Origin of the sequence: Mycobacterium sp. RTGN6 (assembly GCF_033804605.1) — a bacterium.
Taxonomy (GTDB): Bacteria; Actinomycetota; Actinomycetes; order Mycobacteriales; family Mycobacteriaceae; genus Mycobacterium.
The window spans coordinates 213,034-238,697 of sequence record NZ_JAPZKZ010000011.1 but is presented as its reverse complement, the minus strand read 5'-3'; the positions used below and the strand labels follow the sequence as shown (position 1 = coordinate 238,697).

At 66.8% G+C, this 25,664-nt stretch carries 26 protein-coding genes and 2 pseudogenes; 9 read left to right on the top strand and 19 right to left on the bottom strand.

Annotated elements, in window-relative coordinates; translation table 11 throughout:
- Positions 1-63 precede the first annotated feature (63 nt).
- The 6 genes from fusA to SLQ33_RS26085 all read right to left on the bottom strand — a co-directional run bounded on the left by fusA (position 64) and on the right by SLQ33_RS26085 (position 5,137).
- Positions 64-2,166 carry an elongation factor G gene (fusA, locus tag SLQ33_RS26110; RefSeq protein ID WP_319456791.1) on the bottom strand — a complete coding sequence of 701 codons (2,103 nt, stop codon included), beginning with the start codon at positions 2,164-2,166 and terminating at the stop codon, positions 64-66.
- Positions 2,167-2,237: 71 nt separating this feature from the next.
- Positions 2,238-2,708: a 30S ribosomal protein S7 gene (rpsG, locus tag SLQ33_RS26105; RefSeq protein WP_317158523.1), complete on the bottom strand. Its 471-nt coding sequence runs from the start codon at positions 2,706-2,708 to the stop codon at positions 2,238-2,240.
- Entirely contained in the window at positions 2,708-3,082 is a 375-nt protein-coding gene (gene rpsL, locus SLQ33_RS26100; RefSeq protein WP_319456790.1) for a 30S ribosomal protein S12, read from the bottom strand. Before rpsL ends, rpsG begins: the two co-directional genes overlap by 1 nt.
- A gap of 301 nt (positions 3,083-3,383) precedes the next feature.
- Positions 3,384-3,995 carry a TetR/AcrR family transcriptional regulator gene (locus tag SLQ33_RS26095; protein ID WP_319456789.1) on the bottom strand — a complete coding sequence of 204 codons (612 nt, stop codon included), beginning with the start codon at positions 3,993-3,995 and terminating at the stop codon, positions 3,384-3,386.
- 78 nt (positions 3,996-4,073) lie between these two features.
- Positions 4,074-4,595, bottom strand: a complete 522-nt coding sequence (locus SLQ33_RS26090) for a DUF3558 domain-containing protein (protein ID WP_319456788.1) — start codon at positions 4,593-4,595, stop codon at positions 4,074-4,076.
- Positions 4,595-5,137 (bottom strand): DUF3558 domain-containing protein, encoded by a 543-nt coding sequence (locus tag SLQ33_RS26085; protein WP_319456787.1) that lies wholly within the window; start codon positions 5,135-5,137, stop codon positions 4,595-4,597. Before SLQ33_RS26085 ends, SLQ33_RS26090 begins: the two co-directional genes overlap by 1 nt.
- Positions 5,138-5,288: 151 nt before the next feature.
- Here SLQ33_RS26085 and SLQ33_RS26080 point away from each other — a divergent pair, with 151 nt between their 5' ends.
- Both SLQ33_RS26080 and SLQ33_RS26075 read left to right on the top strand, forming a co-directional pair.
- Entirely contained in the window at positions 5,289-5,663 is a 375-nt protein-coding gene (locus SLQ33_RS26080) for a DUF3060 domain-containing protein (protein WP_319456786.1), read from the top strand.
- A 9-nt stretch (positions 5,664-5,672) separates the two neighbouring features.
- Positions 5,673-6,080: a DUF3060 domain-containing protein gene (locus tag SLQ33_RS26075; protein ID WP_319456785.1), complete on the top strand. Its 408-nt coding sequence runs from the start codon at positions 5,673-5,675 to the stop codon at positions 6,078-6,080.
- Between the two features lie 12 nt (positions 6,081-6,092).
- On the opposite strand, the gene SLQ33_RS26070 is transcribed toward SLQ33_RS26075, so the two are convergent.
- The 9 genes and pseudogenes from SLQ33_RS26070 to SLQ33_RS26030 all read right to left on the bottom strand — a co-directional run bounded on the left by SLQ33_RS26070 (position 6,093) and on the right by SLQ33_RS26030 (position 16,031).
- A complete protein-coding gene (locus SLQ33_RS26070) occupies positions 6,093-6,860 on the bottom strand; it encodes a crotonase/enoyl-CoA hydratase family protein (protein WP_319456784.1) in 768 nt (255 codons plus the stop codon).
- Positions 6,857-7,570, bottom strand: coding sequence for a PaaX family transcriptional regulator C-terminal domain-containing protein (locus tag SLQ33_RS26065; RefSeq protein ID WP_319456783.1), 714 nt, complete (start codon positions 7,568-7,570; stop codon positions 6,857-6,859). Before SLQ33_RS26065 ends, SLQ33_RS26070 begins: the two co-directional genes overlap by 4 nt.
- Positions 7,571-7,594: 24 nt before the next feature.
- Positions 7,595-8,533: a crotonase/enoyl-CoA hydratase family protein gene (locus tag SLQ33_RS26060; RefSeq protein ID WP_319456782.1), complete on the bottom strand. Its 939-nt coding sequence runs from the start codon at positions 8,531-8,533 to the stop codon at positions 7,595-7,597.
- Positions 8,530-10,158, bottom strand: coding sequence for an acyl-CoA dehydrogenase family protein (locus SLQ33_RS26055; protein WP_319456781.1), 1,629 nt, complete (start codon positions 10,156-10,158; stop codon positions 8,530-8,532). Before SLQ33_RS26055 ends, SLQ33_RS26060 begins: the two co-directional genes overlap by 4 nt.
- A 9-nt stretch (positions 10,159-10,167) precedes the next feature.
- Positions 10,168-11,979, bottom strand: a complete 1,812-nt coding sequence (locus tag SLQ33_RS26050; protein WP_319456780.1) for a glycosyltransferase — start codon at positions 11,977-11,979, stop codon at positions 10,168-10,170.
- Between the two features lie 40 nt (positions 11,980-12,019).
- Positions 12,020-14,554: a PGRS repeat-containing protein gene (locus SLQ33_RS26045; RefSeq protein ID WP_319456779.1), complete on the bottom strand. Its 2,535-nt coding sequence runs from the start codon at positions 14,552-14,554 to the stop codon at positions 12,020-12,022.
- Positions 14,555-14,916: 362 nt separating this feature from the next.
- Positions 14,917-15,165: pseudogene (locus SLQ33_RS26040) on the bottom strand (phosphatase PAP2 family protein); the annotation flags it as partial.
- 42 nt (positions 15,166-15,207) lie between these two features.
- Positions 15,208-15,255 (bottom strand): annotated as a pseudogene (locus SLQ33_RS26035) (hypothetical protein); the annotation flags it as partial.
- 29 nt (positions 15,256-15,284) lie between these two features.
- Positions 15,285-16,031: an alpha/beta hydrolase gene (locus tag SLQ33_RS26030; protein WP_319456778.1), complete on the bottom strand. Its 747-nt coding sequence runs from the start codon at positions 16,029-16,031 to the stop codon at positions 15,285-15,287.
- A 58-nt stretch (positions 16,032-16,089) separates the two neighbouring features.
- On the opposite strand from SLQ33_RS26030, the gene SLQ33_RS26025 reads away from it, so the two are divergent.
- Complete coding sequence (locus SLQ33_RS26025) at positions 16,090-16,431, top strand: cupin domain-containing protein (RefSeq protein WP_319456777.1); 342 nt, start codon at positions 16,090-16,092, stop codon at positions 16,429-16,431.
- Here SLQ33_RS26025 and SLQ33_RS26020 read toward each other — a convergent pair.
- The 3 genes from SLQ33_RS26020 to SLQ33_RS26010 all read right to left on the bottom strand — a co-directional run bounded on the left by SLQ33_RS26020 (position 16,413) and on the right by SLQ33_RS26010 (position 19,202).
- The gene (locus SLQ33_RS26020; protein ID WP_319456844.1) at positions 16,413-17,264 is read right to left on the bottom strand and encodes an alpha/beta hydrolase family esterase; all 852 of its coding nucleotides are present in this window, start codon (positions 17,262-17,264) and stop codon (positions 16,413-16,415) included. The two genes, SLQ33_RS26025 and SLQ33_RS26020, sit on opposite strands and share 19 nt — an antisense overlap.
- 58 nt (positions 17,265-17,322) lie before the next feature.
- Positions 17,323-18,384 carry a phosphatase PAP2 family protein gene (locus tag SLQ33_RS26015; protein WP_319456776.1) on the bottom strand — a complete coding sequence of 354 codons (1,062 nt, stop codon included), beginning with the start codon at positions 18,382-18,384 and terminating at the stop codon, positions 17,323-17,325.
- A 65-nt stretch (positions 18,385-18,449) separates the two neighbouring features.
- Positions 18,450-19,202, bottom strand: a complete 753-nt coding sequence (locus SLQ33_RS26010; RefSeq protein ID WP_319456775.1) for a deoxyribonuclease IV — start codon at positions 19,200-19,202, stop codon at positions 18,450-18,452.
- Positions 19,203-19,470: 268 nt separating this feature from the next.
- Between SLQ33_RS26010 and SLQ33_RS26005 the strand changes: the two genes are divergently transcribed.
- The 3 genes from SLQ33_RS26005 to SLQ33_RS25995 are packed head-to-tail and all read left to right on the top strand — an operon-like array spanning position 19,471 to position 22,065.
- Complete coding sequence (locus SLQ33_RS26005; protein WP_319456774.1) at positions 19,471-20,529, top strand: type III polyketide synthase; 1,059 nt, start codon at positions 19,471-19,473, stop codon at positions 20,527-20,529.
- A 13-nt stretch (positions 20,530-20,542) separates the two neighbouring features.
- The gene (locus SLQ33_RS26000) at positions 20,543-21,052 is read left to right on the top strand and encodes an isoprenylcysteine carboxyl methyltransferase family protein (protein ID WP_319456773.1); all 510 of its coding nucleotides are present in this window, start codon (positions 20,543-20,545) and stop codon (positions 21,050-21,052) included.
- Positions 21,049-22,065, top strand: a complete 1,017-nt coding sequence (locus SLQ33_RS25995) for an NAD(P)/FAD-dependent oxidoreductase (RefSeq protein WP_319456772.1) — start codon at positions 21,049-21,051, stop codon at positions 22,063-22,065. The genes SLQ33_RS26000 and SLQ33_RS25995 overlap by 4 nt, the downstream gene beginning before the upstream one ends.
- Here SLQ33_RS25995 and SLQ33_RS25990 read toward each other — a convergent pair.
- Complete coding sequence (locus SLQ33_RS25990; protein ID WP_319456771.1) at positions 22,058-22,936, bottom strand: helix-turn-helix domain-containing protein; 879 nt, start codon at positions 22,934-22,936, stop codon at positions 22,058-22,060. The genes SLQ33_RS25995 and SLQ33_RS25990 overlap by 8 nt on opposite strands.
- Positions 22,937-23,050: 114 nt before the next feature.
- On the opposite strand from SLQ33_RS25990, the gene SLQ33_RS25985 reads away from it, so the two are divergent.
- The 3 genes from SLQ33_RS25985 (at position 23,051) to SLQ33_RS25975 (ending at position 25,558) form a co-directional block, all read left to right on the top strand.
- Positions 23,051-24,094 (top strand): zinc-binding dehydrogenase, encoded by a 1,044-nt coding sequence (locus tag SLQ33_RS25985; RefSeq protein WP_319456843.1) that lies wholly within the window; start codon positions 23,051-23,053, stop codon positions 24,092-24,094.
- Positions 24,091-24,492 (top strand): nuclear transport factor 2 family protein, encoded by a 402-nt coding sequence (locus SLQ33_RS25980; RefSeq protein ID WP_319456770.1) that lies wholly within the window; start codon positions 24,091-24,093, stop codon positions 24,490-24,492. Before SLQ33_RS25985 ends, SLQ33_RS25980 begins: the two co-directional genes overlap by 4 nt.
- A 109-nt stretch (positions 24,493-24,601) precedes the next feature.
- Positions 24,602-25,558, top strand: coding sequence for an LLM class flavin-dependent oxidoreductase (locus SLQ33_RS25975; RefSeq protein WP_319456842.1), 957 nt, complete (start codon positions 24,602-24,604; stop codon positions 25,556-25,558).
- Positions 25,559-25,664: the final 106 nt, after the last annotated feature.

Genomic DNA, 25,664 nt, shown 5'->3' with positions numbered 1-25,664 from the left:
TGCTTGGTTAAGCAGTGTTGATGTTTTCAGTTGTGTGGTCCCGTCGGGCGACGGGGTCCGGTTTTACTGACCCGTCGCCTTCGCGATGATCTCCTTCGACACGTTGGCCGGGACTTCGGCGTACGAGTCGAACACCATGGAGTAGTTCGCCCGGCCCTGGGTCCGCGACCGAAGGTCACCGACGTAGCCGAACATCTCCGACAGCGGCACGTGCGCCCTGACGATGCGGGCACCGCTGCGCTCCTCCATGGCCTGAATCTGGCCACGGCGAGAGTTGAGATCGCCAATCACGTCACCCATGTAGTCCTCGGGCGTCGTGACCTCGACGGCCATGATCGGTTCCAGGATGACCGGCTGCGCTTGTGCCGCAGCCTTCTTCAGTACCTGGGAGCCGGCGACCTTGAAGGCCATTTCGGACGAGTCGACGTCGTGGTACGCACCGTCGATCAGGGTGAGCTTCACGTTCACCAGCGGGTAACCGGCAAGCACGCCGTACTGCATGGCATCCTGCGCACCCGCGTCCACCGACGGAATGTACTCCCGCGGGATGCGGCCACCGCTGACCTTGTTCTCGAACTCGTAGGTCGCGCCATCCTCACCGCTGAATGGTTCGAGGTTGACGAGCACCTTCGCGAACTGACCCGAACCACCGGTCTGCTTCTTGTGGGTGAACTCGACCTTCTCGACCTTGCGCTTGATGGTCTCCTTGTAGGCCACCTGCGGCTTGCCGACGTTGGCCTCGACCTTGAACTCGCGGCGCATGCGATCCACCAGGATGTCCAGGTGAAGCTCGCCCATGCCGCCGATCACGGTCTGACCGGTCTCGTTGTCCTGATGGACCTTGAACGTCGGGTCCTCTTCGGCCAACTTCTGGATCGCCAGGGACAGCTTCTCCTGGTCGCTCTTGGTCTTGGGCTCGATGGCCACCTCGATCACCGGGGCAGGGAAGGTCATCGACTCGAGCACAACCTGCTGGTTCGAATCGCTCAGGGTGTCACCGGTAGTGGTGTCCTTGAGCCCGATCACGGCGTAGATGTGACCCGCCGAGGCGGACTCCACCGGGTTCTCCTTGTTGGAGTGCATCTGGAACAGCTTGCCCAGCCGTTCCTTCTTGCCCTTGGTGGCGTTGATGACCTGCGCACCTGAGTCGACCTTGCCCGAGTACACCCGGACGTAGGTCAGCTTGCCGAAGAACGGGTGCGTGGCGACTTTGAACGCCAGCGCGGAGAACGGCTCGTCGGTCGACGGCTTGCGCACGACCTCGACGTCCTCCTTGCCAGGCGCATGGCCGATGGCGGCCGCCACGTCCAGCGGGGTCGGGAGGTAGTCGATGACGGCGTCGAGCATGGGTTGCACGCCCTTGTTCTTGAACGCGCTGCCACACAGCACCGGGTAGGCCTCGGAGTTGATCGTCAGCTTGCGGATCGCACCCTTGATCTCGTCGACCGTCAGTTCCTCGCCACCGAAGTACTTCTCCAGCAGGGTCTCGTCGGTCTCCGCGACGGCCTCGAGCAGCTTGGTCCGGTACTCGTCGGCCTTCTCACCGAGTTCGGCCGGGATGTCGATGGTCTCGTAGGTCTCGCCGAGCTTGGTCTCGCCGCGCCACACCTTGGCCTTCATCTCGACCAGGTCGACGATGCCCTCGAAGTCACCCTCCGAGCCGATGGGCAGCTGAATCGGCAGCGCCCTCGCACCGAGCCGCTCCTCGATGGTGCGCACGGTGAAGTAGAAGTCGGCGCCGATCTTGTCCATCTTGTTGACGAAGCAGATGCGCGGGACGTCGTACTTGTCGGCCTGACGCCAGACCTGCTCGGACTGGGGCTCCACGCCTTCCTTGCCGTCGAAGACCGCGACCGCACCGTCGAGCACGCGCAGGCTGCGCTCGACCTCGACGGTGAAGTCGACGTGGCCGGGGGTGTCGATGATGTTGATCTGGTTGCCGTCCCAGAAGCAGGTGGTGGCAGCGGAGGTAATGGTGATCCCCCGCTCCTGCTCCTGCTCCATCCAGTCCATCGTGGCGGCACCGTCGTGCACCTCACCGATCTTGTAGCTGATACCGGTGTAGTAGAGGATGCGCTCGGTCGTCGTCGTCTTGCCGGCATCGATGTGCGCCATGATGCCGATATTGCGGACCTTGTTCAGGTCGGTCAGCACGTCCTGTGCCACGGCTGGTTCCCACTCTTTCGCTTACTTGGTTTGCGGTTTCAGTTGCGTCCGGCAGCACTGCCGGCGCTAAATCACCAGCGGTAGTGCGCGAAGGCCCGGTTCGCCTCGGCCATCTTGTGGGTGTCCTCGCGTCGCTTGACGGCGGCACCCAAGCCATTGCTGGCGTCGAGGATCTCGTTCGCCAGGCGCTCGACCATGGTCTTCTCACGGCGAGCCTTCGAGAAGCTGACCAGCCAACGCAGCGCCAGCGTCACCGACCGCTCCGGGCGGACCTCGACCGGAACCTGGTAGGTGGCGCCACCGACGCGGCGGCTACGCACCTCGAGGGCGGGCTTGACGTTGTCGAGCGCGCGCTTGAGGGTGACGACCGGATCGGTGCCGGTCTTGTCGCGGGCCTGTTCGAGCGCACCATAGACAATGCGTTCGGCCAGCGATTTCTTCCCGTCCAGCAGGACCTTGTTGACCAACTGGGTGACCAGCTGCGAACCGTAGACCGGATCGTTGACCAGCGGCCGCTTGGGAGCGGGACCCTTGCGCGGCATTAGCTCTTCTCCTTCTTGGCGCCGTACTTGCTTCGCGCCTGCTTGCGGGACTTCACGCCCTGCGTGTCCAGCGAGCCGCGGATGATCTTGTAGCGCACACCGGGAAGGTCCTTCACACGACCACCGCGCACCAGCACCATCGAGTGCTCCTGCAGGTTGTGGCCCTCGCCCGGGATGTAGGCGGTGACCTCGACCTGGCTGGTCAGCTTGACGCGCGCGACCTTCCGAAGTGCCGAGTTCGGCTTCTTCGGGGTGGTGGTGTACACGCGAGTGCACACGCCGCGACGCTGCGGGCTGCCCTTGAGGGCCGCGGTCTTGACCTTGGCGATCTTGTCGCGGCGACCCTTGCGGACCAGCTGGTTGATGGTTGGCATGTACCGGCTTCCTGTGTGTTGCTTTTCGTTACTTCGTGGTTTTCAAGTCTGTGTACTGCAGTTTCCGCCTGCTCGCGTACCCCGCGACCGGGCGTGTCGCACGCGCCCGGAACATCGACCTCGTCGATGCGTCGTGGACATGCGAATTGGCCCGGCGTGCAGGCGTGCTTACGAGTGGAACTTCGAACGCAAGCGCCTTAGCCAGGCACGAGCGACCACAATACCCGCCCGTGGTGGCGCAGGTCAAAGCGCGTCAGAGCCGCCATCGCTGCAGGTTATGCGCTACGCCTTGCGGAAGCGCTCAGCGCCTTTCCATACCGGCCGCCAACCGCACCACCATGTCCGTGAACACGGCATCGGTATCGACGCCGTTCATCACGCCCGTCATCTCCAGCAATACGAAACCGTGCATGGCCGACCAGAATTCGAGCGCCGCATAGAACGCGCTCTCGCCGTCGAGACCGTAGGAACCCAGCACGGCGATGACCGGCCCCGCGGCCGCACGGGTGGCCTCGGTGTACTCGGGGTCGTCGCCGCCCAGTGGCATCCGCGTGAAGGCGGAGTACCTGCCGGGGTGGTGGTGGGCATAGCTGCGATAGGCGCTGGCCATGCTGACGACGGCGTCATCGCGGGTACGGCCGTCGCCGACGGTGTTGAGCATGCCGATGATGTCGCCGACCACGCGCATCCGCACCGTCCGGCGCAGGTCTTCGAGGCTGTCGACGTGGTTGTACAGCGACGGCCCCTTGGTTCCGAGTTGGGTGGCCAGGGCATTGATGGTGAGCGCGTCCCAGCCCTCCCGGTCCAGGAACGTCAGCGCGGCGTTGACGATGGCGTCCCTGCTGAGCTTCGTCGTGCGCGCCGACGAACGCTTGGCGGCCCCCGCGAGGGGCTGGTCCAGCCGAGGTGCCATGTCGTCGGTTTCCTTGTTCGCTAGGTGCGTCGTCCCAGGGTAGAGCGTACTAATGACTCTAGTTGGCGACGCGCCCGATCAGTTCACGCGATCCTGGCTCAGCTGGGCGAGTTGCTCGGTGATCGAGCACAGATCGGGCAGCATCGCGGGGTTGACCGTCTGGATCGACCAGGTGATGACGTCGTTGCCCTTGGCGACGTAGATGCTGCACGCGTTGTCGTCGTAGGCCTTGAAGCCCTTGTTGCCGTTGATCGACAGCTCTGTCAGCGTGCGACCCACCTTCTGTTCCAGGGAACGTTCGGTGTCGAGGTCACTCCCGCGGTACCACCACGTCGAAATGCCCATGCCGATACCGAAGGTGCCGATCGCGGTGTTCTCCTGCCAGAAGCAGCCCGCGTCGCTGACGACGACTTTGGTGAACAGCGTCGAGCCGACGGCCTGTTTGACGTCGGCGTCCGTGACGCCGCCGCAGTCGGCTGGCTTGTAGACGGCGGCCGGCGTCGACGGCCCCTTCGCACCATGCGACCCCGGGTCCCCACACCCGATCAGTGCGCACGCCGTCGTCGCCAGCAGCGCGATCCAGCCCGCAACCTTGGCCATCACATGTCCGCCGACAACGTGGCGGATAGCAGGTCCTCGGCGGCCTTGCACGGATCTTCACCGGTCTGAGGCCGGAACTGCACCCACCAGCTGAGCACGCCGGGCCCGGCGGCGGCAGTGGCGGAACACGCCGCCGCGTTGTCGGGGCGCTGCACCAGGAACGCCGGATGACGCGCGACGTCCTTGTCGGTGATGTGGCTTCCCCGCTGCTCGGCCAATGCGCGTTCGCGTTCCAAGCTGCCGGTGTCGAACCAGGAGAAGACCACGTCGACGAGGCCAGCCGGGGTGGAGAGCACGTACTGGCACACCGCACCGCTGTAGGGCCGCACGATGCTGTCGGCCCGGAGTAGCTCCTTGACGCTGTCGTCCAGCAACAGCCCGCAGCGGTCGTCGACGTAGCCGTAGTTGCGCCCCGGATCCGGGACCGCGGGACGCGCGCGTTGGGCGCTGCCGTCGACGGTCTGCGTGCACCCGACGGCCGTCACCGTCGCGGTGACCGCTACGTACGTCCAGGCCAAAGCCCGTTTCAACCGCCGACTCATCGCTGCACACGGTACCCAGCGGGCCCCCGGTTGGGCGACCGATGGATATCGAGCGAGCCGCCCGGGATGGCGAACCGCCGCCATTGGAGGCTCACAGCAACGTACGCTTCTCCCGATCGGGCTGTGATCGGCGGACGCGAAGGGGACCATCGTGAGTTTCAAGGCGTTTGGCACGACGCTCGCGGCGTGCGTGCTGGCGGTGTCCGCGACGTTGGCCGTGGCCCCCGCCGCGCAGGCGAAGAACGGCGACACCCACATCTCCGGGCAGGGCATCGTGCAGACCCTGGACTGCAACGAGTCGACGCTGATCGTGATGGGCACGGGTAACTACGTCACCGCCAAGGGAACCTGCTGGGGCATCGCGGTTCAGGGCTCGTCGAACGTCGTCATCGCCGACAACGTCATCAACGACATCGTGGTCTACGGATCCGACCAGACGGTGTTGTTCCACGACGGCTCACCCACGCTGTGGGACCGCGGTCGTGAACTCGGCATGACCAACCGGATCGACCGGGTTCCCGCGTAGCCTGGGAAGATGCGCGCGCTCACTCGTGGACTGGTCGCGGCAATCGGCGTCAGCGGCGTGCTGCTCGGTCTGACGGGTTGTGGCTCCGGCGACGATGCTGACGCGCCGACGGCGACGGCGGGGCCCTCGGGCGCACAGGTCGAGATCGGCAACACCATCAACTACGGATCGGTCGGAACCACGGCCAACATCGATTGCGCGGACGGCAAGTCGTTGACGATCGGCGGCTCCAACAACACGCTGACCGTGACCGGGACGTGCGACTCGGTCAACATCGGCGGCGCCGACAACAAGGTCAACCTGGATACGGTCAAGACCGACATCACCACCGTCGGCCTCAACAACACCGTCGTGTACCGCAACGGCGACCCCAAGGTCAGCGACGTCGGCTCGAACAACTCGATCACCAAGGGCTGACGCCACTCCGGATCACTCGCTCGCGCCGTGCCTACCCGCACCGTCGGCGAATCGCCTTGCTCCCGCCAGGGATTCGGCGGCCACCCGGGACAGGCTGGCGAACTCGACGTCGATCGCCTCGGCTTCCGAGCGTCCCCACTGCCCCATCATCGACAGCCGGTCGGACCGCATGCACTGCTGCGGCAGCGCGGCGAGTTCGGCGGCCAGCGCCTCCGCGGCTTCCCGCGCCTGCCCCTTGGGCACGACGCGGTTGGCCAGCCCGATGGCGAACGCCTCCTGGGCATCGACGGCCCGGCCGGTGAGGATCAGGTCCATGGCCCGGCTGTGCCCGATGAGCCGCGGTAGTCGCACGGTGCCTCCGTCGATCAGCGGCACCCCCCAACGGCGGCAGAACACCCCAAAGACGGCGTCTTCTTCGGCGACGCGCAGGTCGCACCACAACGCCAACTCGATACCACCGGCCACCGCGTATCCGCTGACGGCGGCGATCACCGGTTTCGACAACACCATCCGCGTCGGCCCCATCGGCCCTGGGCCGGTGCGATGTGCAGGGTTCATGTCCGGCGTGCCGAACGCCTTGAGATCGGCTCCAGCACAGAAGGTTCCGTTGTCGCCCCATAGCACCGCGACCGACGCCGAGTCGTCCTTGTCGAACTCGTCGAACGCGGCGAAGAGCTCCGCGGCCGCGGGCCCGTTGACGGCGTTGCGCGCCGCGGGTCGGTCCATGATCACCGTGGTCACCGCGCCGTTGCGCTCGACCCGTACGCCACCCTTGGTCATCTCGCCTCCATCAGTGAAGTGTCGTCGCGCCGCGCAACCAGTTCCGCGGCGAAGTCGTGGTAGGCCTGGCGCAGGGCCGCGCCGGGCCAGGGTGTCGGAAGCAACTCGTCAGGCAACACCGGGTCGGTGAGCAGGTGACGCACCGCGCCTGCCGCTGCCACGAAGCGACCGGGAACGTCGGTGGCAGTTGACATGTCGTTCAGCAGCCGCCGCCCGGTCTTCGCCCACGCCTCCAGGTCCCACAGCCGGGCGGCAAGCCCGGCCGGGTCGTCGTCGCGGGCATTGAGCACGCGGACCCGGTCACGCAGTGCCGTCGGCAATTCTGCCTCGAGGTTGGTGGGCCGCATCCACACGCCTTCGCGCAACTCACCGAACCGCTTGTCGTGCAGCGTCGTTCGCAAGGCCGCCCTGCTGCGCGCGTCGACGCCAACGCTGGTGATCACCAACGTCGTCCACGTGCCGTCCCAGCGTCGCAACTTCGGGTCGAGCGCGTCGTCCTGGCGTCGCTGGCGGGCGAGCAGCCGGTCGGAGAGCCGGTAGCCGTCGGCGGATCGGACCAGGTCCCCTGCGCCGACCATGCGGGTCAGGGCGACGCGCAGCGTCGGCTCGCGGATGTCGAAATCCGCGGTGAGCGCGACTAATTCACTAGCTGAGGCCCAGGCGGGATGCGCACCGAGCATCACGCTCAACACGACCGAACGCGCGGTCATCCGAGTGAGCGTTCTGGACATGATTCAGACCCCGGACGTCTTGCGTCCCGCGTCGCCGTACGGCTCGTCGCGGCTCTTCACCGCGTCGCGGAAGCCGTGCTCCCTCGCCTCGGCGACGAATGCGTGCCCTTCGGGAGTGTGGCGGGCGACGCCGTCGAAGACGGTGCTGACCATCCGACTGGTGGCGATGCCCTGGTTGAGCAGCGCCGTGTTGAGCGCCAGCTTCGCCATGATCAGTTGGTTGACTGGCATCGCGGCGATGCGTTCGACGAGGCGTTCGGTCCGCTCGTCGAGGTCGGCCGGTTCGGGGGCTTCGATGGCCAACCCCCATTCGGCCGCCTGAGCTCCGCTGATGCAATCCCCGGTGAACAGAAGGCGTTTGGCGCGTTGGTCACCGAGTCGGTGCGCCCACAGTCCGGCGGCGGGGACACCCCACACGCGCATCGGCGGGTAGCCGATCTTGGCGTCCGACGCCGCGATCACCTGGTCGGCGTGCAGGGCGATGTCGGTGCCACCCGCGACGCAGTAGCCGTGGATCTTCACGACCGTCGGCTTGTCGCAGTGCATCAGGCTCGAGAATCCGCGGACGAACCGGCTCATCATCTGGTAGTCGATCATCGGGTCCCACGGCTGATCCGGCAGATGGTTGATCGCCTGCGTCTTGCCGGAAAGCACGGTGTCCTTGTAGGGATTACCGCCACCGGCCGACGACGAGCCCTCCGCGTAGGCCGACAGGTCGAACCCTGCGCAGAAGCCCTCGCCGCGCCCGGACACCAGGATGACGTGGACGGCCGGGTCGAGGTCGGCCCGCTCGACGAGTGCGGAGAGCTCCAACGGCGTGTCGGCGACGATCGCATTGCCCTTTTCGGGGCGGTTGAACGTGATTCGCGCGACGCGGTCGGTGACCTCGTAGGTCATCGTCTTCAAGTCGTCGAAGTCGACGGGCCTAATCGCGTGCGTCATCCCTTGACCAGGGCGCGCTCGATGATCGGCCCGAGGTCGAGTCCAGTGGGCAGCGTGCCGAACGCTCCACCCCACTGATCGCCCAGCCGGCTGGCCAGGAACGCCTCGGCGACGGCCGGGTGCCCGAACCGAACCAGCAGCGAGCCCTGCAGCGCCAGGGAGGTGTCCTCGGCAACCTTGCGGGCGCGGTACTGGATGGTCTCGAGATCGTCGAGGTCGGTCCGCAGCGTCGCCACGTGGGAGTCCAGCCGCGGGTCATGACCGGCGGTCTTGCCGAGCTCGTCGAACAATACGTCGACGCATTCGGGTCGAGTTGCCATGGCGCGCAACGTGTCCAGCGCACTGACGTTGCCGGAGCCCTCCCAGATGCCCATCAGCGGTGCCTCGCGGTAGAGCCGCGGCATCCCGGACTCCTCGACGTAGCCGTTGCCGCCGAGGCACTCCATCGCCTCCGCGGCGTGCGGCGTGGCGCGTTTGCACACCCAGTACTTGCCCGCCGCCAGCCCGATCCGACGCAGCAGCGTCTCGCGTTCGTCACCGCGCACCGCGCTGTCGGTGGCTCCGGCCATGCGCATGGCGAGCATGGTTGCCGCCTCGGCCTCGACCGCTAGGTCGGCGAGCACGTTGCGCATCAATGGCTGGTCGATCAGATACGCGCCGAACGCCTTTCGGTGCTGGGCGTGGTGGATGGCGCGGGTAAGCCCGCTGCGCATGCTCGTCGCGCTGCCCACCGTGCAGTCCAGCCGGGTGAGGTTGACCATCTCGATGATGGTCGGCACGCCGCGGCCCTCCTCGCCGACCAACCATGCCGTGGCGCCGTTGTATTCGACCTCGCTGGACGCGTTGGCGTGGTTGCCGAGCTTGTCCTTGAGGCGCTGCAGGAACATTCGGTTGCGGGTGCCGTCGGGCAGCACGCGCGGCAGGAAGAAGCACGACAGTCCGCCGGGCGCCTGCGCGAGCACGAGGAAGACGTCGCACATCGGTGCCGAGGTGAACCACTTGTGTCCGCGCAGTGAGTAGGTTCCGTCACCGTTGGGCGTGGCCTCGGTGGTTCCGGCGCGGACGTCGGATCCGCCCTGCTTCTCCGTCATCGACATGCCGGCAGTGATGCCTGCCTTGGTGGAGGGCACCTTGAGCTCGGGGTCGTAGCTCCGGCTGGTCAGCAGCGGCTCGTAGACGGCGGCGAGCTCCGGGTTGGAGCGCAGCGCGGGGACGACGGCGTACGTCATCGAGATCGGGCAGATGTGCCCTGGCTCGGGCGTCCACACCGAGGTCTTGGCGGCGCGCACCACGTGTGCGCCCGCGCGGTCGTCGGCCCAGGGCGCCGCGTGCAGACCGTGGCCGACGGCGACCTTCATGAGTTCGTGGTACGCGGGGTCGTACTCGACCTCGTCCACGCGGTGACCGTAGCGGTCGTGGGTGCGCAGGATCGGTTGGTTGCGGTCGGCCAGTTCACCCCAGCGCTGCGCCTGCGGAGTTCCGCTGAGCGCTCCGAGTTCGGTGACCTCGTCGACGCCCCACTCTCCGCCTTCGCGAATCAACGCCTCGATCAGGACGGGCGACGTGGCGGGGTTGTAGTTCTCCAGCGGAGGAACCTGATTGGTGACGACATGCGTGTCCGACATACCCTGATGTTACATTTTTTCTACAGTCGTACAAGAGCCGTAACGCCAGCCATCCTTGATGCAGAGCACCTCGTCGAGGGTCGCGGTCCGCAGCCCGGCGGTGGCCGCCCGTCGTCCGAGCCCTGCGATCGGATCCGTGTCGTCTCGATCAAAACCGCCTGCCCGGTCCAGGCGTGCGGTCTCGTACATGGCCGGGCCGGTTGCGACCACGTCGGTAAGGGCGTAGCGGCCGGCACCATCGGCCCGGCGCACGTCGTCCTCTGCCACGCAGGTACCACTCAGCTTCGCTGCATCTCCGAAGTTGACCCCGACTTGCCAGACCTCTGGTTCCGCTTCGAGCACCGCGGTCAGGCGGCGTATGACTCGCTCGGGCGCGAAAAAACTCCAGCCCTCGCCGAGATGCAGCCAGAAGCGTCCCTCGATCTCGGCACGTATCTGCGCGAGCCAGGCTCCGGGTCCGTCGCCGCAATGTCTGAACTCCAGGAATCTGTATCGCTCGAGAAGCGCGGCGCGATCGTCCACTGACAGCCCGGCGGCCAGCACGAGAAAGCGGATGCCTTCCGCCTCCCCCTCACAGCAGCGCAGGAACGAGTTGAGCGTCCGCTCTGCGAGGTTGCGATCCAGTCCCGCGATCAAGCTGATGGTCACCTCAGCGTTACGCGGCCCTACTACCAAACTCTGTGCCAGTTCACCGGGGTACGCGAACGCAGCGTCGAGCATCACCGGGACGGTGACGTCGCGGTTCCCCGCAATCCTTTGTCGATCGTCGGCGGGGACGTCATCTCGGGCAAGCAGACGACGGCATAACGTGAACGACTCTGCTTCCTTGCCGATCCAGGACGCGCACACTGCCTGCTCATCGACAGCGCGCCAGGCGTGAACGTCTGCGCGGACAAACAATGAATCCTCTTGGGGCAACGGGATTTCGGCGGCTCGCTCGGCGAACATGTGCCCTAGTTCGTAGCGCTGGTCGTTGCGGTAGCGGTATGCGATGGCATGCAAGGGCTCTGCGCGGGTCGGTCGAAACTCCCACGCCCGCAGGTAAGCGTCCTGGACCGCCGGCCATGGCTGCGCGAGTTGTGACATCGACTCGGCGAGCCGGAACATCGCGCAGTAGACCTCTTCGTCCCAACCGGCCATCTGGGTGCGCCGCGCATACCACTTCTGGGCGTTGACGAAATCACCGAGATCGAAGTAGCTCTGCGCCAGGTAGAACACCGACCGCTCATCGTCGGGATTACGTTCGATCTCGGCGAGCAAAAGATCACGGTCCCGCACGTACTTCTGCGGATCCAGATTCCGGCCGCCGAGGCGACGTGAGTCGATGTAGTACTCGCCGTCGAGGCGGTCCTCGACAAACGCGCAATCACATGTCGCGTACTCATGGACGACACCCTCATAGCGCCATGGCAATTGGTCTCGAAACAACTGTCGGCGCCAGTACGTAGCGCCGGCACCCTCGCAGTAGCGCAAGTTGTATGCGTCGGCGCTCAGCTGCCCGAAGTCAGGCGTGCCGACAACGATGTCGTCGGCATCGATGATCCAGATGTAGTCGCCGTATCCTTGAGCGAGAGTCAACGCCTCGGACCGGTTGTGACCGAAATGACGCCAGGGCCGTTCGTGAAGCTCACCCACGATGCCAAGACTCGCCATGTGGTTCTGAATGAGGTCCTGGGTGCCGTCAGTGGAACCCGTATCGACAATCACCCACGATGCGATGTAAGGAGCCACGGCGTCGAGCACCTCGCGCACGATGTGTGCCTCATTGCGGACGATCATGTTGAGGCAGATCGCGGGGCGAGCAGTCACCGCGTCGGGCACGGCGACTTCAATCCTTCCTCTGATAGACAGCGCCCGCGCATCAGTTCACGCCGGTGCCCCCGGGCGCGCCGGCCTTGCCAGTCGCGCCACTCGCCCCGGTCTCACCCACCGATCCAATCGCGCCAGCCTTCCCAGTCGCCCCAGTCGATCCGGTCGCACCACTCGCTCCGGTCGCACCACTCGACCCGGTCGCGCCAGCCTTCCCGGTCGCCCCAGATGATCCGGTCGCACCACTCGCTCCGGTCGCACCACTCGACCCGGTCGCGCCAGCCTTCCCGGTCGCCCCAGTCGATCCGGTCGCGCCAGTAGCCCCCGTCGTACCACTCGAACCAGTGGCGCCAGCCTTGCCGGTCGCCCCAGTGGCGCCCGATGCCCCCGTAGTACCGGCCTTGCCAGACCCGCCGAACAGGCCGCCGCCTCCGCCGGCCCCTGCAGCACCGCCGCTGCCGCCACTACCACCGGCACCACCGGAACCCGGAGTGCCCGCGGCGCCTCCTTGACCACCCGCGCCGGGCGTGCCCGGCGCACCACCCAGACCACCATCACCCGGCGTGCCCGGCGCACCACCCAGACCACCATCACCCGGCGTGCCCGGCGCACCACCCAGACCACCATCACCCGGCGTGCCCGGCGCACCACCCAGACCACCTGCGCCTGGATTACCGGGCTGCCCACCCTGACCGCCAGCAGCAGTGCCAAGCACGAGCGGCGTCGTTCCGACAACTAGGACTTTCGCGTTGCCCTGACCGCCCTGGCCGCCGTCTCCGGCCGCGCCACCCGTGCCACCCGTGCCACCACTGCCTGCGGCGCCACCCGTGCCACCCGTGCCACCACTACCCGCCGCGCCACCCGTGCCTCCGGTACCACCATTGCCCGCCGCGCCACCAGTACCACCCGTGCCACCACTACCCGCCGCGCCACCCGTGCCTCCGGTACCACCATTGCCCGCCGCGCCACCAGTACCACCCGTACCGCCGACGCCACCAACGCCGCCGCCGCCACCCTGGCCACCCTGTCCGAAGAATCCGAAGAGGCCTGCGGACCCGCCCTTGCCGCCGGCGCCTCCCGCGGTGCCTGGGCTGCCAGCGCCGCCGATCAGACCGTTTCCGCCCGTGCCGCCCGTGGCACCCGTCCCACCATTGCCACCCGTGCCACCCGTGGCACCCGTCAGCCCGGTGCCACCCGTGCCGCCCGTGGCACCCGTCAGCCCGTTGCCACCCGTGCCACCCGTGGCACCCGTCAGCCCGGTGCCACCCGTGCCGCCTGTGGCACCCGTCCCACCGTTGCCGCCAGTGCCACCCGTCGTGCCCATGCCGCCGTTGCCGCCAGTGCCACCCGTCGTGCCCGTGCCGCCATCACCGCCTTTTCCGCCGGTGCCGCCGCTGCCCGTGCCGCCTGCACCGCCGTTACCGACGCCGCCCGCACCACCCGTGCCGCCCGCGGCGCCGGTAGCACCTGTGCCACCAGTACCGCCGACACCTCCAGCGGCAGACCCGACGCTGATCTGTCCTCCGGAGGGAAGGATCGCGTTGCCCGTGCCACCGGTCCCGCCGGCACCTCCGGGATTGCCCATGCCGCCGGTGCCACCGGGGAACCCGATGAGCATGTTGGGGTTGGGTATAGGCGTGAGGCCGGTGCTGGGAAGGCCGGCCTTGCCTGCTTCGCCGGGCGGAGCAGTCGGGGCGGGGCCTCCCACCTCGCCGTTTTCGCCGGCCTTGCCGACGTCGCCGGCCGTCCCCTTGTCGCCGGCCGTGCCGACGTCGCCGGCCTTCCCCTCGTCGCCGGCCTTCCCGACGTCACCGGCCGTCCCCTCGTCGCCGGCCTTCCCGACCTCGCCAGCCGTCCCCTCGTCGCCGGCCTTCCCAACCTCGCCGGCCTTCCCCTCGTCACCGGCCGTCCCAACGTCGCCGGCCGTCCCCTCGTCACCGGCCTTCCCGACCTCACCGGTACTGCCGATCACACCGTTGCCGCCTTGGCCGCCGGCACCGCCGCTGCCGAACAACGAAAAGATCCCGGCGCCGCCCCCGTTACCGCCGGCACCTCCGGCAAGCGCGCCAGCGCCGTCGGCACCATTGCCACCGTTGCCGCCACTGCCTCCGAACAGCCCAGCCGTGCCGCCATTGCCACCTGCCGCTCCGGCGATGGTGCTGTTCCAGCCATCGCCGCCGCTCCCGAACAGAAGGCCACCGTTCTGGCCGTCCGGATTTTCCGCGGTTCCGTCAGCGCCGTTGCAAACCAACCCGCATGTGCCACCGAAAAGGCTTGGGACACTGGAGCGCGCGGATATCAGCGCATTGGGAGCGGGCGCCTGGAAACCTGACCCGAACAGGCTGCCGGTTCCGGGTCCGCCCAACAACCACCACGGTTCATCTGCCGTTGGAGACATCGGCGGCGGCGTAAGTGCCGAGCCGACGGAAGCCAGCTCGATGGCGGCGGCGATCGGTCCCGGTGACCCCTGGGGAACGGCCAGGATCAGACCCGCGCCAACCAGCGCTGCTCCGGCAACTCCGGTTCCCACAACTTGGCGAACCGAGTTCGCCGGGTTCGAAGACGTGATCTTGCGATGCTTGGCCATGGTCGGACCCTCTCAGTCACCCGGAGACAAGCTTGCGTCGGCAAGCGAGAGCAAATATTACTGGACAACAAGATCAGATGGACAGCATCATTTCCTTCGCTCCGTCAATCCAGCGTCAAGATGCTGATCAAGACCTGGTTGGAAAATTGCTTACGTGCACGTCAAATTAGGTAACGAGAGCCGCTTTCGGCCAGATTCCAAGTACCGAGATGTCGCTACATTGAGACGGCCCAGCCGTCGGAAACTACACAACAGCTACTCATCGAAGCGATTCGTTGGCGCGGTAGCAAATCCGGAAAGTCTGCGCAGGGGTGCGGGATCAATCAGGGTCAAACGGATGAAGTTCGCGTGAACGCTTCCTATCAGACCGAGTTCAACTCGCGAGTAGCAACGATGTCAGCATTCCGCCAGCGACCTCTCCAGGCCTCGAGGCCCCTGATGCTGATCAGCACCGCTGCAGCCAACGCCCACCCGAGGAGAATGTCAACGACATAGTGCTCCGCGGTGTACACCAGCGTGAACGCCATCACTAGGACGTATGTCACCAGCAGAGGCCGCCACCTCCGGTCACCGCGGGTCCACAGAAAAGCCGCTACCGCCGCGTGCAGACCGTGGCCGACGGCGACCTTCATGAGTTCGTGGTAGGCCGGGTCGTATTCGACCTCGTCTACGCGGTGACCGTAGCGGTCATGGGTGCGCAGGATGGGTTTGGTTGCGACGGCGCGCCGAGTTAGCTCCGTGCGGTGACCGCGGCGAGCACCTGCGGGGCCGCACCGAAGAAGGATCCGAGGTGTCCCTGGCCTTCGATCACGTCGAGCGTCGCGCCCAGCGCATCGACGTCGGCACGCACGTGCGGCACGATCCAATCCTTGGAGCCCACGTAATACGTTGCGGGACAACCGATTGTGGCCGGGCCGACGTAGCGGGTGGGTCGCAGCGATCCCTCGATGGCGGCGGCGACGGCTTGCGGATCGTTGCCGGTCTCCATCATCTGCTGAAACGTCGGGTCGGTGACGCCGAACATGCGCCACAGCCCCGGCCAGTCACCGTTGCGCAGATACGCCGCGAACGGCGCCAGGATCCGGCCGGCCTCCAACTCGTGGGCATGCATCGCATAGGCGCCGACAACGAGCCCGGCCACTCGCTCGGGATACCGGCTGGCCAGGTTGCACGCCAGCCAGCCGCCACGCGAGTAACCCCACACCGTTGCGCGGTCGATCCCCTCGGCATCGAGCACCGCCACCAGATCCGAGGTCACCCCTGCGGCTTCGTAGGCATCGGCGTCGTGCGGGCCGTCGCTCAACCCGTGCCCGAGCGGATCGACGTTGATGATGCGCCACTTCCGGCCGAGCGTCCCGGTGTATCCAAAGTCCTGCCACTGTGCAGCGGAGCACAGCGTCCCCGCGACGAGCATCAGTGGAGGCCCGTCGCCCTCGACGGTGTAGTTGATCGTGTAACCGCGAGAAGTTACCGGCACCCACGGATCAGATCACCTGGCGACGCATGCGAGGTGCGGATCGACGCATACTGGGCGGGTGGATCCCAATTCCTCCGTCACAGCGGCAACCATCGACATCGCCAATGAACCGGTGCCCGCCGAGCAGTCGGTGAGCGGTGCGCCGCGCACCGGCTTCCACACCCTCACCGAGTTCGATGGCCTCGAGGTGGGTGTGTGGGAAATGACGCCCGGCGCGATGAGCGACGTCGAGGCCGACGAGGTATTCGTCGTGCTATCCGGCTCGGCGACAGTCGAATTCGGTGACGCCACCCCGCCGCTGCGGCTCGGGGCGGGCGACGTGGTGCGACTCGCCGCGGGCACCGAGACGGTCTGGACGGTCACCGAGACACTGCGCAAGGTCTACCTGACGCGCGGGTGAGCCGCGAAGAACGTCCACAACGTCGTCGACGCGTCCAGCGCAGCCGACGGCGGGTCGGCCCCCTCCCGGATCGGCTGGCTGCCCGGCCACTGATGCCCGGCGCCGTCGATGGTGATGAGCGTGACGCCGCGACCGTCCGCGCAGTCGGCGGATGACGTGGTCACCGCTGGGGCCGTCGTGACGACGGGCTGGACACACTGATCGACGTTGCGCCAGAAGGCATTTACGTCGGGTACCGGTGGGCCGTCGATGCGCGCGACGCCCTCGCCTGGCCCGCCGTCGTAACGGATCGCTCGGTCGGCCATGCCGTGGATCGCAAGCACCGACGTCGGGTGCGGCGACGCGCACGCGTCGAGTTGGGTTGCGGCGTCGGGACCGATGGCGGCGAACACGTCGGTGTGACACGCCAGCGAGTACGCCATCATGCCGCCGTTGCTGATCCCGGTCGCGTAGACGCGGTCGCGGTCCACCGGCACGTGCGTGCCGACGTCGTCGACCATCGCGCTTATGAAGCCGACGTCGTCGATCCCCTGCCTGCCCGGTCGGCCGCAACAGCCGCCGCCGACGTTCCACGCGCGACCCATTCCGTCGGGATACGCCACGGCGAACTTCTCGCGGTCCGCCAACTGATTCCAGCCGTAGGATCGCTCGGCCTGATCGGCGCTGCCGAAGCCGCCGTGCATCATCACGACGAGTGAAGCGTTCGGCGGTAGCCCGGCGGGAACGTAGAGCCGATAGCCGCGGTCGAGGCCGCCCACGTTGATCGAGTGTGCCGTCGAGCCGACCGTGAAGTCCTGCGGCCCAGCGAAACTCGGGACCGCGCAGCCGGCCATCGCGAGCACCACTGCGATCAGCACGGCCAGTCGACTCACGCCTCCACGATAGGCGCGGTCACGTTGGGTCGGCGTTTGGCCGCCGCGGTTTCAGGTGCCAGAGCGCCGCGATGACGACGGCGGCGAGCGCCCAGCCGAGCAGCACGTCGACGACGTAGTGCTCGGCGGTGTACACCAGCGTGAAGGCCATGATCAGCGGGTAGGCCACCAGCAGCGGCCGCCACCTGCGCTGTACGCGCGTCCACAGAAACGCGGCGACGGCGGCGCTCAACGCCGAATGCAGGGAGGGGATCGCCGCGACCAGGTTGACGTTGGCCTGTCCCTGATCGATGAGCGCTGCCGCGGAGTGCAGATTCAGCTTGCCCCAGCCGCGCGTGACGATGCGTTCGACCCACGCGTTGGCGCCGTCCTGATTGGTCTGCATGGCGCCCAGCAGACCGCCGTCGGGCACTCCGCGGGCCGGACGAAACATGCACCGGGGCCCGGACGGGCCGCCGACGACGTCACCCGTGGTGCAGCGTGCGGCGGCCCACGGAGGAGCAGCGGGTACCAGCGCGTAGACGACGAGCGCCGCGAGGGACAGCCCGACGAAGAGCCGGACGAATCGCTTCCACTCCTCGCGGTCGCGTAGCCACAGCACGCCGGCGACGACGTAGGGAAGGATGAAGAACGACATGTAGACGGTACTGATGGCGACTTCCCACCACGGCGCCTGGGGCAGTTTGAGTCGTTCCTGCAGCCAGACCGTCGGCATGGTCCCGGAGAACAGCCACCGGTCGGCGTCGGCCTGCCACTGCCACAGGGTTGGACGGCCGATCAGGTCGGCCGCTCCGCGACTCAGGTCGTAGGCCAGCAGCACCAGCGCGAACGGCAACCAGTCGCGGATGACGTAGAGCATTCGTCGGCCTCGACCGATGCTCGCCGCAAGCAATCCGGTGCAGATGTAGAGCAGGAGCAGCTCGCGATTGAAGGCGAAGCCGTCGGCGGCGGTGCGGTAGCCGACCACTCCGACCCAACCGGCGATGGCAATCCACCGCGCGGTGACGAACCACCGGTCACGCGACATGCGCAGCGGTGCAGCGCGCGGCAACGCAACGGGCGCGTCGTCGACCGTGGACATTCCGCTGAGGCTAGTTCGCCCAGCCGCTACCGCTCGTTAATACGCCGTTCAGTAACCGAATCGTTTCAGTCGACGTGCTCGCGCAGGAAGGCGATGTCGTCCTTGCGGCCCTCTTCGGCAGTCTCGCAGATGACGGGTGCGTCGGCGGCCGTCACGACCGCGACGAGTAGTTGGGGATCGATCTGGCCGGTGCCGAAGTTCGCGTGCCGGTCGGCGCCGGAGCCCGCCGCGTCGCGCGAGTCGTTGCAGTGCACCAGGTCGATGCGCCCAGTGATCGACTTGATGCGCTCCACGGCGTCGATCAGCGCCTCACCCGCCGCCCACGCGTGGCAGGTATCCAGGCAGAAGCCGATGCCCTTGTCGCCGATGTGATCCCACAACCGGGCGATGGTGTCGAAGTGGCGCGCCATGGCATGGTCGCCACCCGCGGTGTTCTCCAGATAGACGGGCACGTCGGTCTTCAGGCTGTCGAGCGCCTTGACCCAGCGCTCGAAGCCGGCCTCGACGTCCTTGTCGTCGGCGTGCCCGCCGTGCACGATCACGGCGGTGGCGCCGATCTCCGTGGCCGCGTCACACGTGTCCTGCAAGATCTTGCGCGACGGAATGCGCACCCGATTGTTGGCCGACGCAACATTGATCAGATACGGCGCGTGTACGTAAAGCGGCACCGCCGACGACCGCAGCACGTCGGCGTCCTCACGCGGCGCGGGTTTCTTCCAACTCTGCGGATCGCCAAGGAAGAACTGCACCACGTCGGCACCTTCGGCCTGCGCTGCGGCCAAGGGGTCGACCCGATCGACATGCGAACCAATGAGCACGTCCCCAGTCTAGGTAAGACGTCCGACGGGTTCTGCTGCCGTCGGCACCCGGGCGTGGTCGCGTCGATCGACGTTGCGCCAGAACGTGTTCGGTTTCGTCGCCCGAGCACAAGTCACCGACTGTTGACATCGTTCCCGGAGACGCCTATCGTGCTAAGTCACCAGTTGTTGACATAGTGGCCGGGTTGTGAGACGAGCCACAGTGACGCCGTGTCCGTTGAACCGCGCGACGCCCGATGGCGTGGTTGACAGTAGAAGGAGCGTGCCAATGAGCGTTATTGCAGCTGTCCACGGAGAACTCCCGCCCCGCCGCTACACCCAGGACGAGATCACCGAAGCACTCCTCGCCCTTCCTGACTATCGACCGTACGAGGACGGTATCCGCGCCCTTCACAAGAGCGCGAAGGTGAACAGCCGCCACATGGTGCTACCGCTCGAGGACTACGCGGGGCTCAACGACTTCGGCACGGCCAACGACCTCTTCATCGAGCATGCGGTCGAACTCGGGTGTGCCGCACTACTGGGTGCGCTGGAGGAGGCCGGTCTGGAACCCGGCGACGTCGACCTGATCATGACGACCACCGTGACCGGCGTGGCGGTCCCGACGTTGGACGCGCGCATCGCGGGCCTGGTCGGCCTGCGCCCCGACGTCCGCCGGGTCCCGATGTTCGGCCTCGGGTGCGTCGCGGGCGCGGCGGGCGTGGCACGGCTCAATGACTATCTGCGCGGGGCACCCGACGACGTCGCGGTGCTGCTCGCGGTCGAGCTGTGCTCGCTGATCCCGAAGTCCGATCCGACGATGGCGACGGTGGTCGGCAGCAGCCTGTTCGGCGACGGCGCGGCGGCAGTGGTCGCCGTCGGCGATCGTCGTGCCAAGCGGATGGACGCGTCCGGTCCTGAGGTCATCGATTCGCGCAGCCATCTGTACCCAGACTCGCTGCGGACGATGGGCTGGGACGTCGACGCCAGCGGCTTCCGGCTGGTGCTGTCCCCCGACGTGCCAAAGGTGGTCGAGCGGTACCTGGGCGACGACGTGACCGGTTTCCTTGGGGCACACGGCCTTCAGGTGGCCGACATCGGCGGCTGGGTGAGCCATCCCGGTGGCCCGAAGGTCATCGAGGCGATCAACGCGACGCTGGGGCTGCCCGACGACGCGTTGGAGCTGACGTGGCGCTCGCTTGCCGAAGTCGGCAATCTCTCGTCGGCATCGGTATTGCACGTGCTGCGCGACACCATCGCCAAGCGTCCGCCCCCTGGCAGTCCGGGATTGATGATGGCGATGGGCCCGGGGTTCTGCTCCGAACTCGTCCTGCTGCGCTGGCGCTGACGGGACCGCCCAGATGCTCTGGTACGTACTGCTGATCGCCGCGGTCGCCGTCGAGCGGGTCGCCGAACTGGTGGTGTCCAAACGCAATCTGGCGTGGTCGCTGGCGCGGGGCGGCACCGAGTTCGGCGCCGGGCACTACCCCGCGATGGTGGTCCTGCATACCGGCCTGCTCGCCGGTTGCCTGATCGAGGCAATCGGCCTGCACCGCCCCTTCCTCCCCGCGCTCGGCTGGCCCATGCTGGCCGTGGTGTTGGCCGCGCAGGCGCTGCGCTGGTGGTGCATCGCGACGCTCGGCTCGCAGTGGAACACCCGCGTGGTCGTGGTGCCCGGCGCGCCGCGGGTGACCGGCGGCCCGTACCGGTGGTTGCCCCACCCGAACTACGTCGTGGTAGTCGTCGAGGGCATCGCGCTGCCGCTCGTCCACACCGCGTGGATCACCGCGGTGGTCTTCACCGTGCTCAACGCGGCGCTGCTGCGGACGCGCATCAAGGTCGAGAACCATGCGCTGGCGAGCCTGACGTGATCGACCTGCTCGTCGGCGGAGGCGGACCCGCGGGCTTGGCCACGGCGCTCTACGCCGCGCGGGCCGGGCTCGAGGTGGTCGTCGTCGAACGCCGACCGGGTGTGCTCGACAAGGCTTGCGGCGAGGGCATGATGCCGCACACCATCGCGCATCTCGACCGGCTCGGCGTCACCACGCACGGACGGCCGCTGCGCGGTATCACCTACCTCGACGCCAACCGGCGGGTCGACGCGTCGTTCCGGGCGGGCGTCGGCCGAGGCGTGCGCAGGACGGTACTGCACGCAGCGATGTCGGATGCGGCGCGCACCGCGGGCGTGAAGTTCGTGCAGGGTGACGTCGGCGAAGTCACCCAGGACGCGGAATCGGTACGCGCAGACCAGTTTCGCGCCAGATATCTCGCTGCGGCCGACGGTCTGCACTCCCCCATCCGCAAGGCGATGGGGCTCGCTGAGCCCGCTCATGGTCCGCGTCGGTGGGGTATCCGCCGTCACTTCGAGCTGGCTCCCTGGACCGACTCCGTGGAGGTGCACTGGGCACCGGGCGCCGAGGCGTACGTGACACCGGTCGCCGACGACTGCGTGGGGATCGCGATCCTGTCTGCGGGTCGGGGCGGATTCGACTGCCACTTGGACGAATTCGCCGAGCTTCGGGATCGCGTGGCGGGCCGCCCGCATGGACCGGATCGCGCTGCCGGGCCGCTGTGGCAGGGCGTCCGTAACCGTGCGGCGGGCCGGGTACTGCTGGTCGGCGACGCGGCCGGCTACATCGACGCCCTCACGGGCGAGGGCCTCGGCCTGGCGTTCGGTGCCGCTGAGCTCCTGGTGAACTGCGTCGTACAAGAACGCCCCGGCGACTACGACCGACAGTGGCGCAGGCTAACCCGGCGCTACCGGGCCTTGACGGCAGGCTTGGTACGAGCCGCCGCCCATCCCGCCGTTCGGTCGCGCATCGTCCCTGCGGCCGCTGCCCTGCCGCGCGTCTTCGCCGCAGCCGTCAACCAACTCGCTAACTAGCGTCACCCCTTACTACATCGGAGATTCGCTGAACCTCCTGCAGCAGTTGCCGTGCGGCGACTTGGATTCGTCGAATCGTCATGGGTCGGACAGGGTGAATCGCCAGGACTAGCTGGGTGCGCCCGACGCTGTCGAGTACCGGTGCCGAAATCGTGGCGATGGACCGCGCGGAAGCGGTGGCATCGTCGGCCGGCATGCCCGCAGAGGACATTTCGACACGAAGCCGATCGATGATGGAGCGCATGCTGTGTGGCAAACCGTCGTTGGAGAGCGTCCCCAGCACCTGCGCTGCCTGTGCGAGGGCGGGTGTCATCCAGTCGACGTCGAAGCCGCGGGCTCGGGTTTCAGTCAGAACACCGTACAGTCGCTTGCCGAGGGCCGGGTCGTCCGCTGCCGCGCGCTGTACCCAGGCCTCTTGTCCCGCAGCCGTATCCCATGCCGCAAACGCAACCCCGAACGGGGGCGTATAAGAGATTCGTTCGTTTGGCGGGGCGATCAAGCTGTCCTTGGGTTGTTCAAAGGCAGTGATGACGAGGTCGTCACCGGCACGTTCGATGACCGAGGCGGGCATGTCGATTGTCGCGGCGAGCCGCCCTGCGGAAGCGCGCGCGATATGCGCCAGGGGCCGGGCGGCATCCAATCCCGCGGCGATCAACGACAGCGACGGGCCGAGCGCAAACGTCTTGGCGACGGGGTCCCTGCTGACCCAGCCGCGGTCGGTCAGCGTCTTGAGGATGGCGTGTGCGGTGGCTTGAGTCAGGTCGAGTTCGCGAACTACATCGGAGAACCGCATCTGGCGACTGCTCGGACGACTCAGCAACTCGAGGACGTCGAGCACACGCCCCGTCGGGGCCGAAGTTGCTCCTCGCACCCTTGACTCCTCATCTAGTGGCCACTTAAGTTCATTCGGTAATCCGAGAACTAACTCTCGAATAGTCGAGACTATTCAAGCACACGCCCGAAAGAGATGTGAGCCGTGCGCGCAGTGGTACTACGAGGTGGCCGGCTGGACGTCCGGGAAACGGCTGACCCCATTCCGGGGCAGGGTGACCTACTTCTCAAGACGCTGAGCACGGCGATCTGCGCGTCGGATGTCCATTTCATGGATCATCCGGAGCTCGCGATCGATGACCCGACCGGGCGATCGCTGTACGACGCCGACCGCGACATCGTGATGGGCCACGAGTTCGTTGGTGAAGTCATCGGCCACGGCCCGGGCTGCACTGACGCGATCCCGATAGGAAGCCGCGTCACCTCGATGCCGATTCGCCTGGTGGACGGCGGTGCCGGCGGTGTGCGGATCATCGGACAACACCCCGAGGCTCAGGGAAGCTTCGGCGAACTGCTCGTCGTACCCGAGGTCACGGCCAAGATCGTCGACGGCACCGTATCCAGCGATGCCATCGCCGTCGTCGACTGCTTCGCAGTCGGCGAGTTCTACGTGCGCGCCGCCAATCTCGCGCCGGGTGAGACGCCGATCGTCATCGGTGCGGGGGCCGTTGGCCTTTCCGCAGTCGCGGCGTTATCCAGTCGTGGCATCGCGCCGATCATCGTGTCCGACTACAAGGCAGACCGCCGCGAACTAGCGCGAACGGCGTTCGGCGCACATGTGCTCGTCGATCCCGCGAAGAAATCCGTTTTCGAAGCGTTCCGCGAGGTCCGCGCCGAACACAAGCTCGGTGGTTCGGCAGTGGTGTTCGAGTGCGTCGGCGCTCCAGGGCTCATCGACAAGATCGTCAAGGAGGCGGAGTTCTCGTCACGCATCTACTGCGCGGGCGGCTGGTACACCGGGGACACTTTGAGCATCACCGAGGCCACCCGCCAAGGTTTGACTCTGCAGTTCGGCGGCGGACCCTTGCCGCAGGATTGGTACGGCGTGCTCGACGCCGTCGTCGAAGGTCGGCTCGACCCACTGCCGAGCGTCGGACGCATCATCGGCCTCGATGAGGTGCCCGACGCACTCGAGGATGCCCGCCGATCCGAGGGACCACCCAGAATTGTCGTTCACCCGAATGGAGATGTGGCATGACCGACCGCGATGAAATTTTCGATCTGACGGTGCGCTATGCGACGGCGATCGACAGTCACCAATACTCGCTCCTGACAGAGGTTTTCACCGATGACGCCCAGTTGGACTACGGCGTGGTCGGGCAGTGGACCGGAAGCGCGGAGGTGGCGCAGTTCATGGAGGCCGCGCATTCCGGCGCCGCGCACACCATGCACCGGATGACCAACCAGGTCATCGACATCGACGGCGACACTGCGCAAGTCCGCACGTACGTCGATGCGTTGATCCTCGCAGAGAACGGATCCGGCGTGAATCCCGCCGGGTACTACGACGACCACGTCGTGCGCACCGATGACGGCTGGCGGATATCACTCCGAAAGTACACCTCGGTTCGACTGGTTGCGGTGGCCGGTCAATGACGAAGGACTTCGCCGGCAAGTACGGTCCGTGGGCCATCGTTCTGGGCCCATCCGACGGGGCCACCGCGGCTGTCATGGGGACCCAACCATCGGACGGTCATTAAACGTAATGTTCACTCTCCGTTTTGACATGCGGGCGCCGTCGATCGGCGGTCCCCCCTCCGACCTGTACGCGGCGGCGAGCGAGATGTCGGCGTGGGCGGAGACCCGGGGATGTGTCGCCGCGGTGCTGTGTGAGCATCACTGCGCCGAGGACGGTTATCTTCCGTCGCCGCTGCTGCTGGGCGCGGCGATCGCCGCGCGCACCAAGCAGCTGTTGCTGAACCTGGTGATTCTTCTGCCGCTCTACGACGTGGCCCGGTTGGCTGAGGATATTGCCGTGCTGGATCACATCAGTGCGGGTCGGGTCACGTACATATTCGGGATTGGTTATCGCGCTGAGGAATACGCCCACTTTGGGCTGAAGCTCTCCGATCGCGGTCGCCTGGCCGATGAGAAGCTCGGCCTGCTGCGAAGGCTATTGGCGGGAGAAGAAGTCGAACACGGCGACCGACGGATGAAGGTGACACCGCGCCCGCGCACACCGGAAGGTCCCATGATGAGTTGGGGCGGTGCCAGCCTCGCCGCAGCCCGGCGTGCGGGGCGAAACGGCCTCGGCCTGCTCGCCAACGGCAACGTGCCAGGGATGGAAGAGGCCTATCAGAAGGCCAGCCGCGAACACGGCCACGAACCCGGATTCATCATGCTGCCCGAACGTGACACCACAGCCAACTGTTTCGTCGCCGACGACGTCGACGCGGCATGGGACGAGATCGGAAAATACCTCCTTCACGACGCAATGACGTACTCCGAGTGGAACCCCGACAACGAGGTGTCGGCGAACATCACCACCGCCAAGACCGTCGACGAGCTCCGCCATACGTCGTCCTCGCACGTGATCCTGTCGGTGGATGAAGCAAGACAACGCACCGCTGCCGGTGAGCTGTTCAATCTCTCGCCGCTCTGCGGCGGCATACCGCCGGATGTGGCATGGCCGTATCTGAAACGCTTTGCTGCACTGCGCTAAAGAGGTTGCTGCCGTCACGCGTCTCGCCGGTAAAGAGTCCGGCTTCATCACCGGCCAACTCGTCGCCGTCGACGGGCACACCGTCCAGATCGTCTACAAGACCTAG

Bases quoted from the DNA above. Each gene is read 5' to 3' on its own strand.
- SLQ33_RS26020 (WP_319456844.1), bottom strand. From the start codon at position 17,264: ATGGCCGGCTGCGCGGTCCCGAGTTTCGCTGGGCCGCAGGACTTCACG.
- SLQ33_RS26065 (WP_319456783.1), bottom strand. From the start codon at position 7,570: ATGACCGCGCGTTCGGTCGTGTTGAGCGTGATGCTCGGTGCGCATCCC.
- SLQ33_RS26070 (WP_319456784.1), bottom strand. From the start codon at position 6,860: ATGACCAAGGGTGGCGTACGGGTCGAGCGCAACGGCGCGGTGACCACG.
- SLQ33_RS26075 (WP_319456785.1), top strand. From the start codon at position 5,673: ATGCGCGCGCTCACTCGTGGACTGGTCGCGGCAATCGGCGTCAGCGGC.
- SLQ33_RS26055 (WP_319456781.1), bottom strand. From the start codon at position 10,158: ATGTCGGACACGCATGTCGTCACCAATCAGGTTCCTCCGCTGGAGAAC.
- rpsG (WP_317158523.1), bottom strand. From the start codon at position 2,708: ATGCCGCGCAAGGGTCCCGCTCCCAAGCGGCCGCTGGTCAACGATCCG.
- SLQ33_RS26015 (WP_319456776.1), bottom strand. From the start codon at position 18,384: ATGTCCACGGTCGACGACGCGCCCGTTGCGTTGCCGCGCGCTGCACCG.
- SLQ33_RS26095 (WP_319456789.1), bottom strand. From the start codon at position 3,995: ATGGCACCTCGGCTGGACCAGCCCCTCGCGGGGGCCGCCAAGCGTTCG.
- SLQ33_RS26005 (WP_319456774.1), top strand. From the start codon at position 19,471: ATGAGCGTTATTGCAGCTGTCCACGGAGAACTCCCGCCCCGCCGCTAC.
- SLQ33_RS26090 (WP_319456788.1), bottom strand. From the start codon at position 4,595: ATGGCCAAGGTTGCGGGCTGGATCGCGCTGCTGGCGACGACGGCGTGC.
- SLQ33_RS25975 (WP_319456842.1), top strand. From the start codon at position 24,602: ATGTTCACTCTCCGTTTTGACATGCGGGCGCCGTCGATCGGCGGTCCC.
- SLQ33_RS26000 (WP_319456773.1), top strand. From the start codon at position 20,543: ATGCTCTGGTACGTACTGCTGATCGCCGCGGTCGCCGTCGAGCGGGTC.
- SLQ33_RS26060 (WP_319456782.1), bottom strand. From the start codon at position 8,533: ATGACGCACGCGATTAGGCCCGTCGACTTCGACGACTTGAAGACGATG.
- SLQ33_RS26045 (WP_319456779.1), bottom strand. From the start codon at position 14,554: ATGGCCAAGCATCGCAAGATCACGTCTTCGAACCCGGCGAACTCGGTT.
- SLQ33_RS26085 (WP_319456787.1), bottom strand. From the start codon at position 5,137: ATGAGTCGGCGGTTGAAACGGGCTTTGGCCTGGACGTACGTAGCGGTC.
- rpsL (WP_319456790.1), bottom strand. From the start codon at position 3,082: ATGCCAACCATCAACCAGCTGGTCCGCAAGGGTCGCCGCGACAAGATC.
- SLQ33_RS25980 (WP_319456770.1), top strand. From the start codon at position 24,091: ATGACCGACCGCGATGAAATTTTCGATCTGACGGTGCGCTATGCGACG.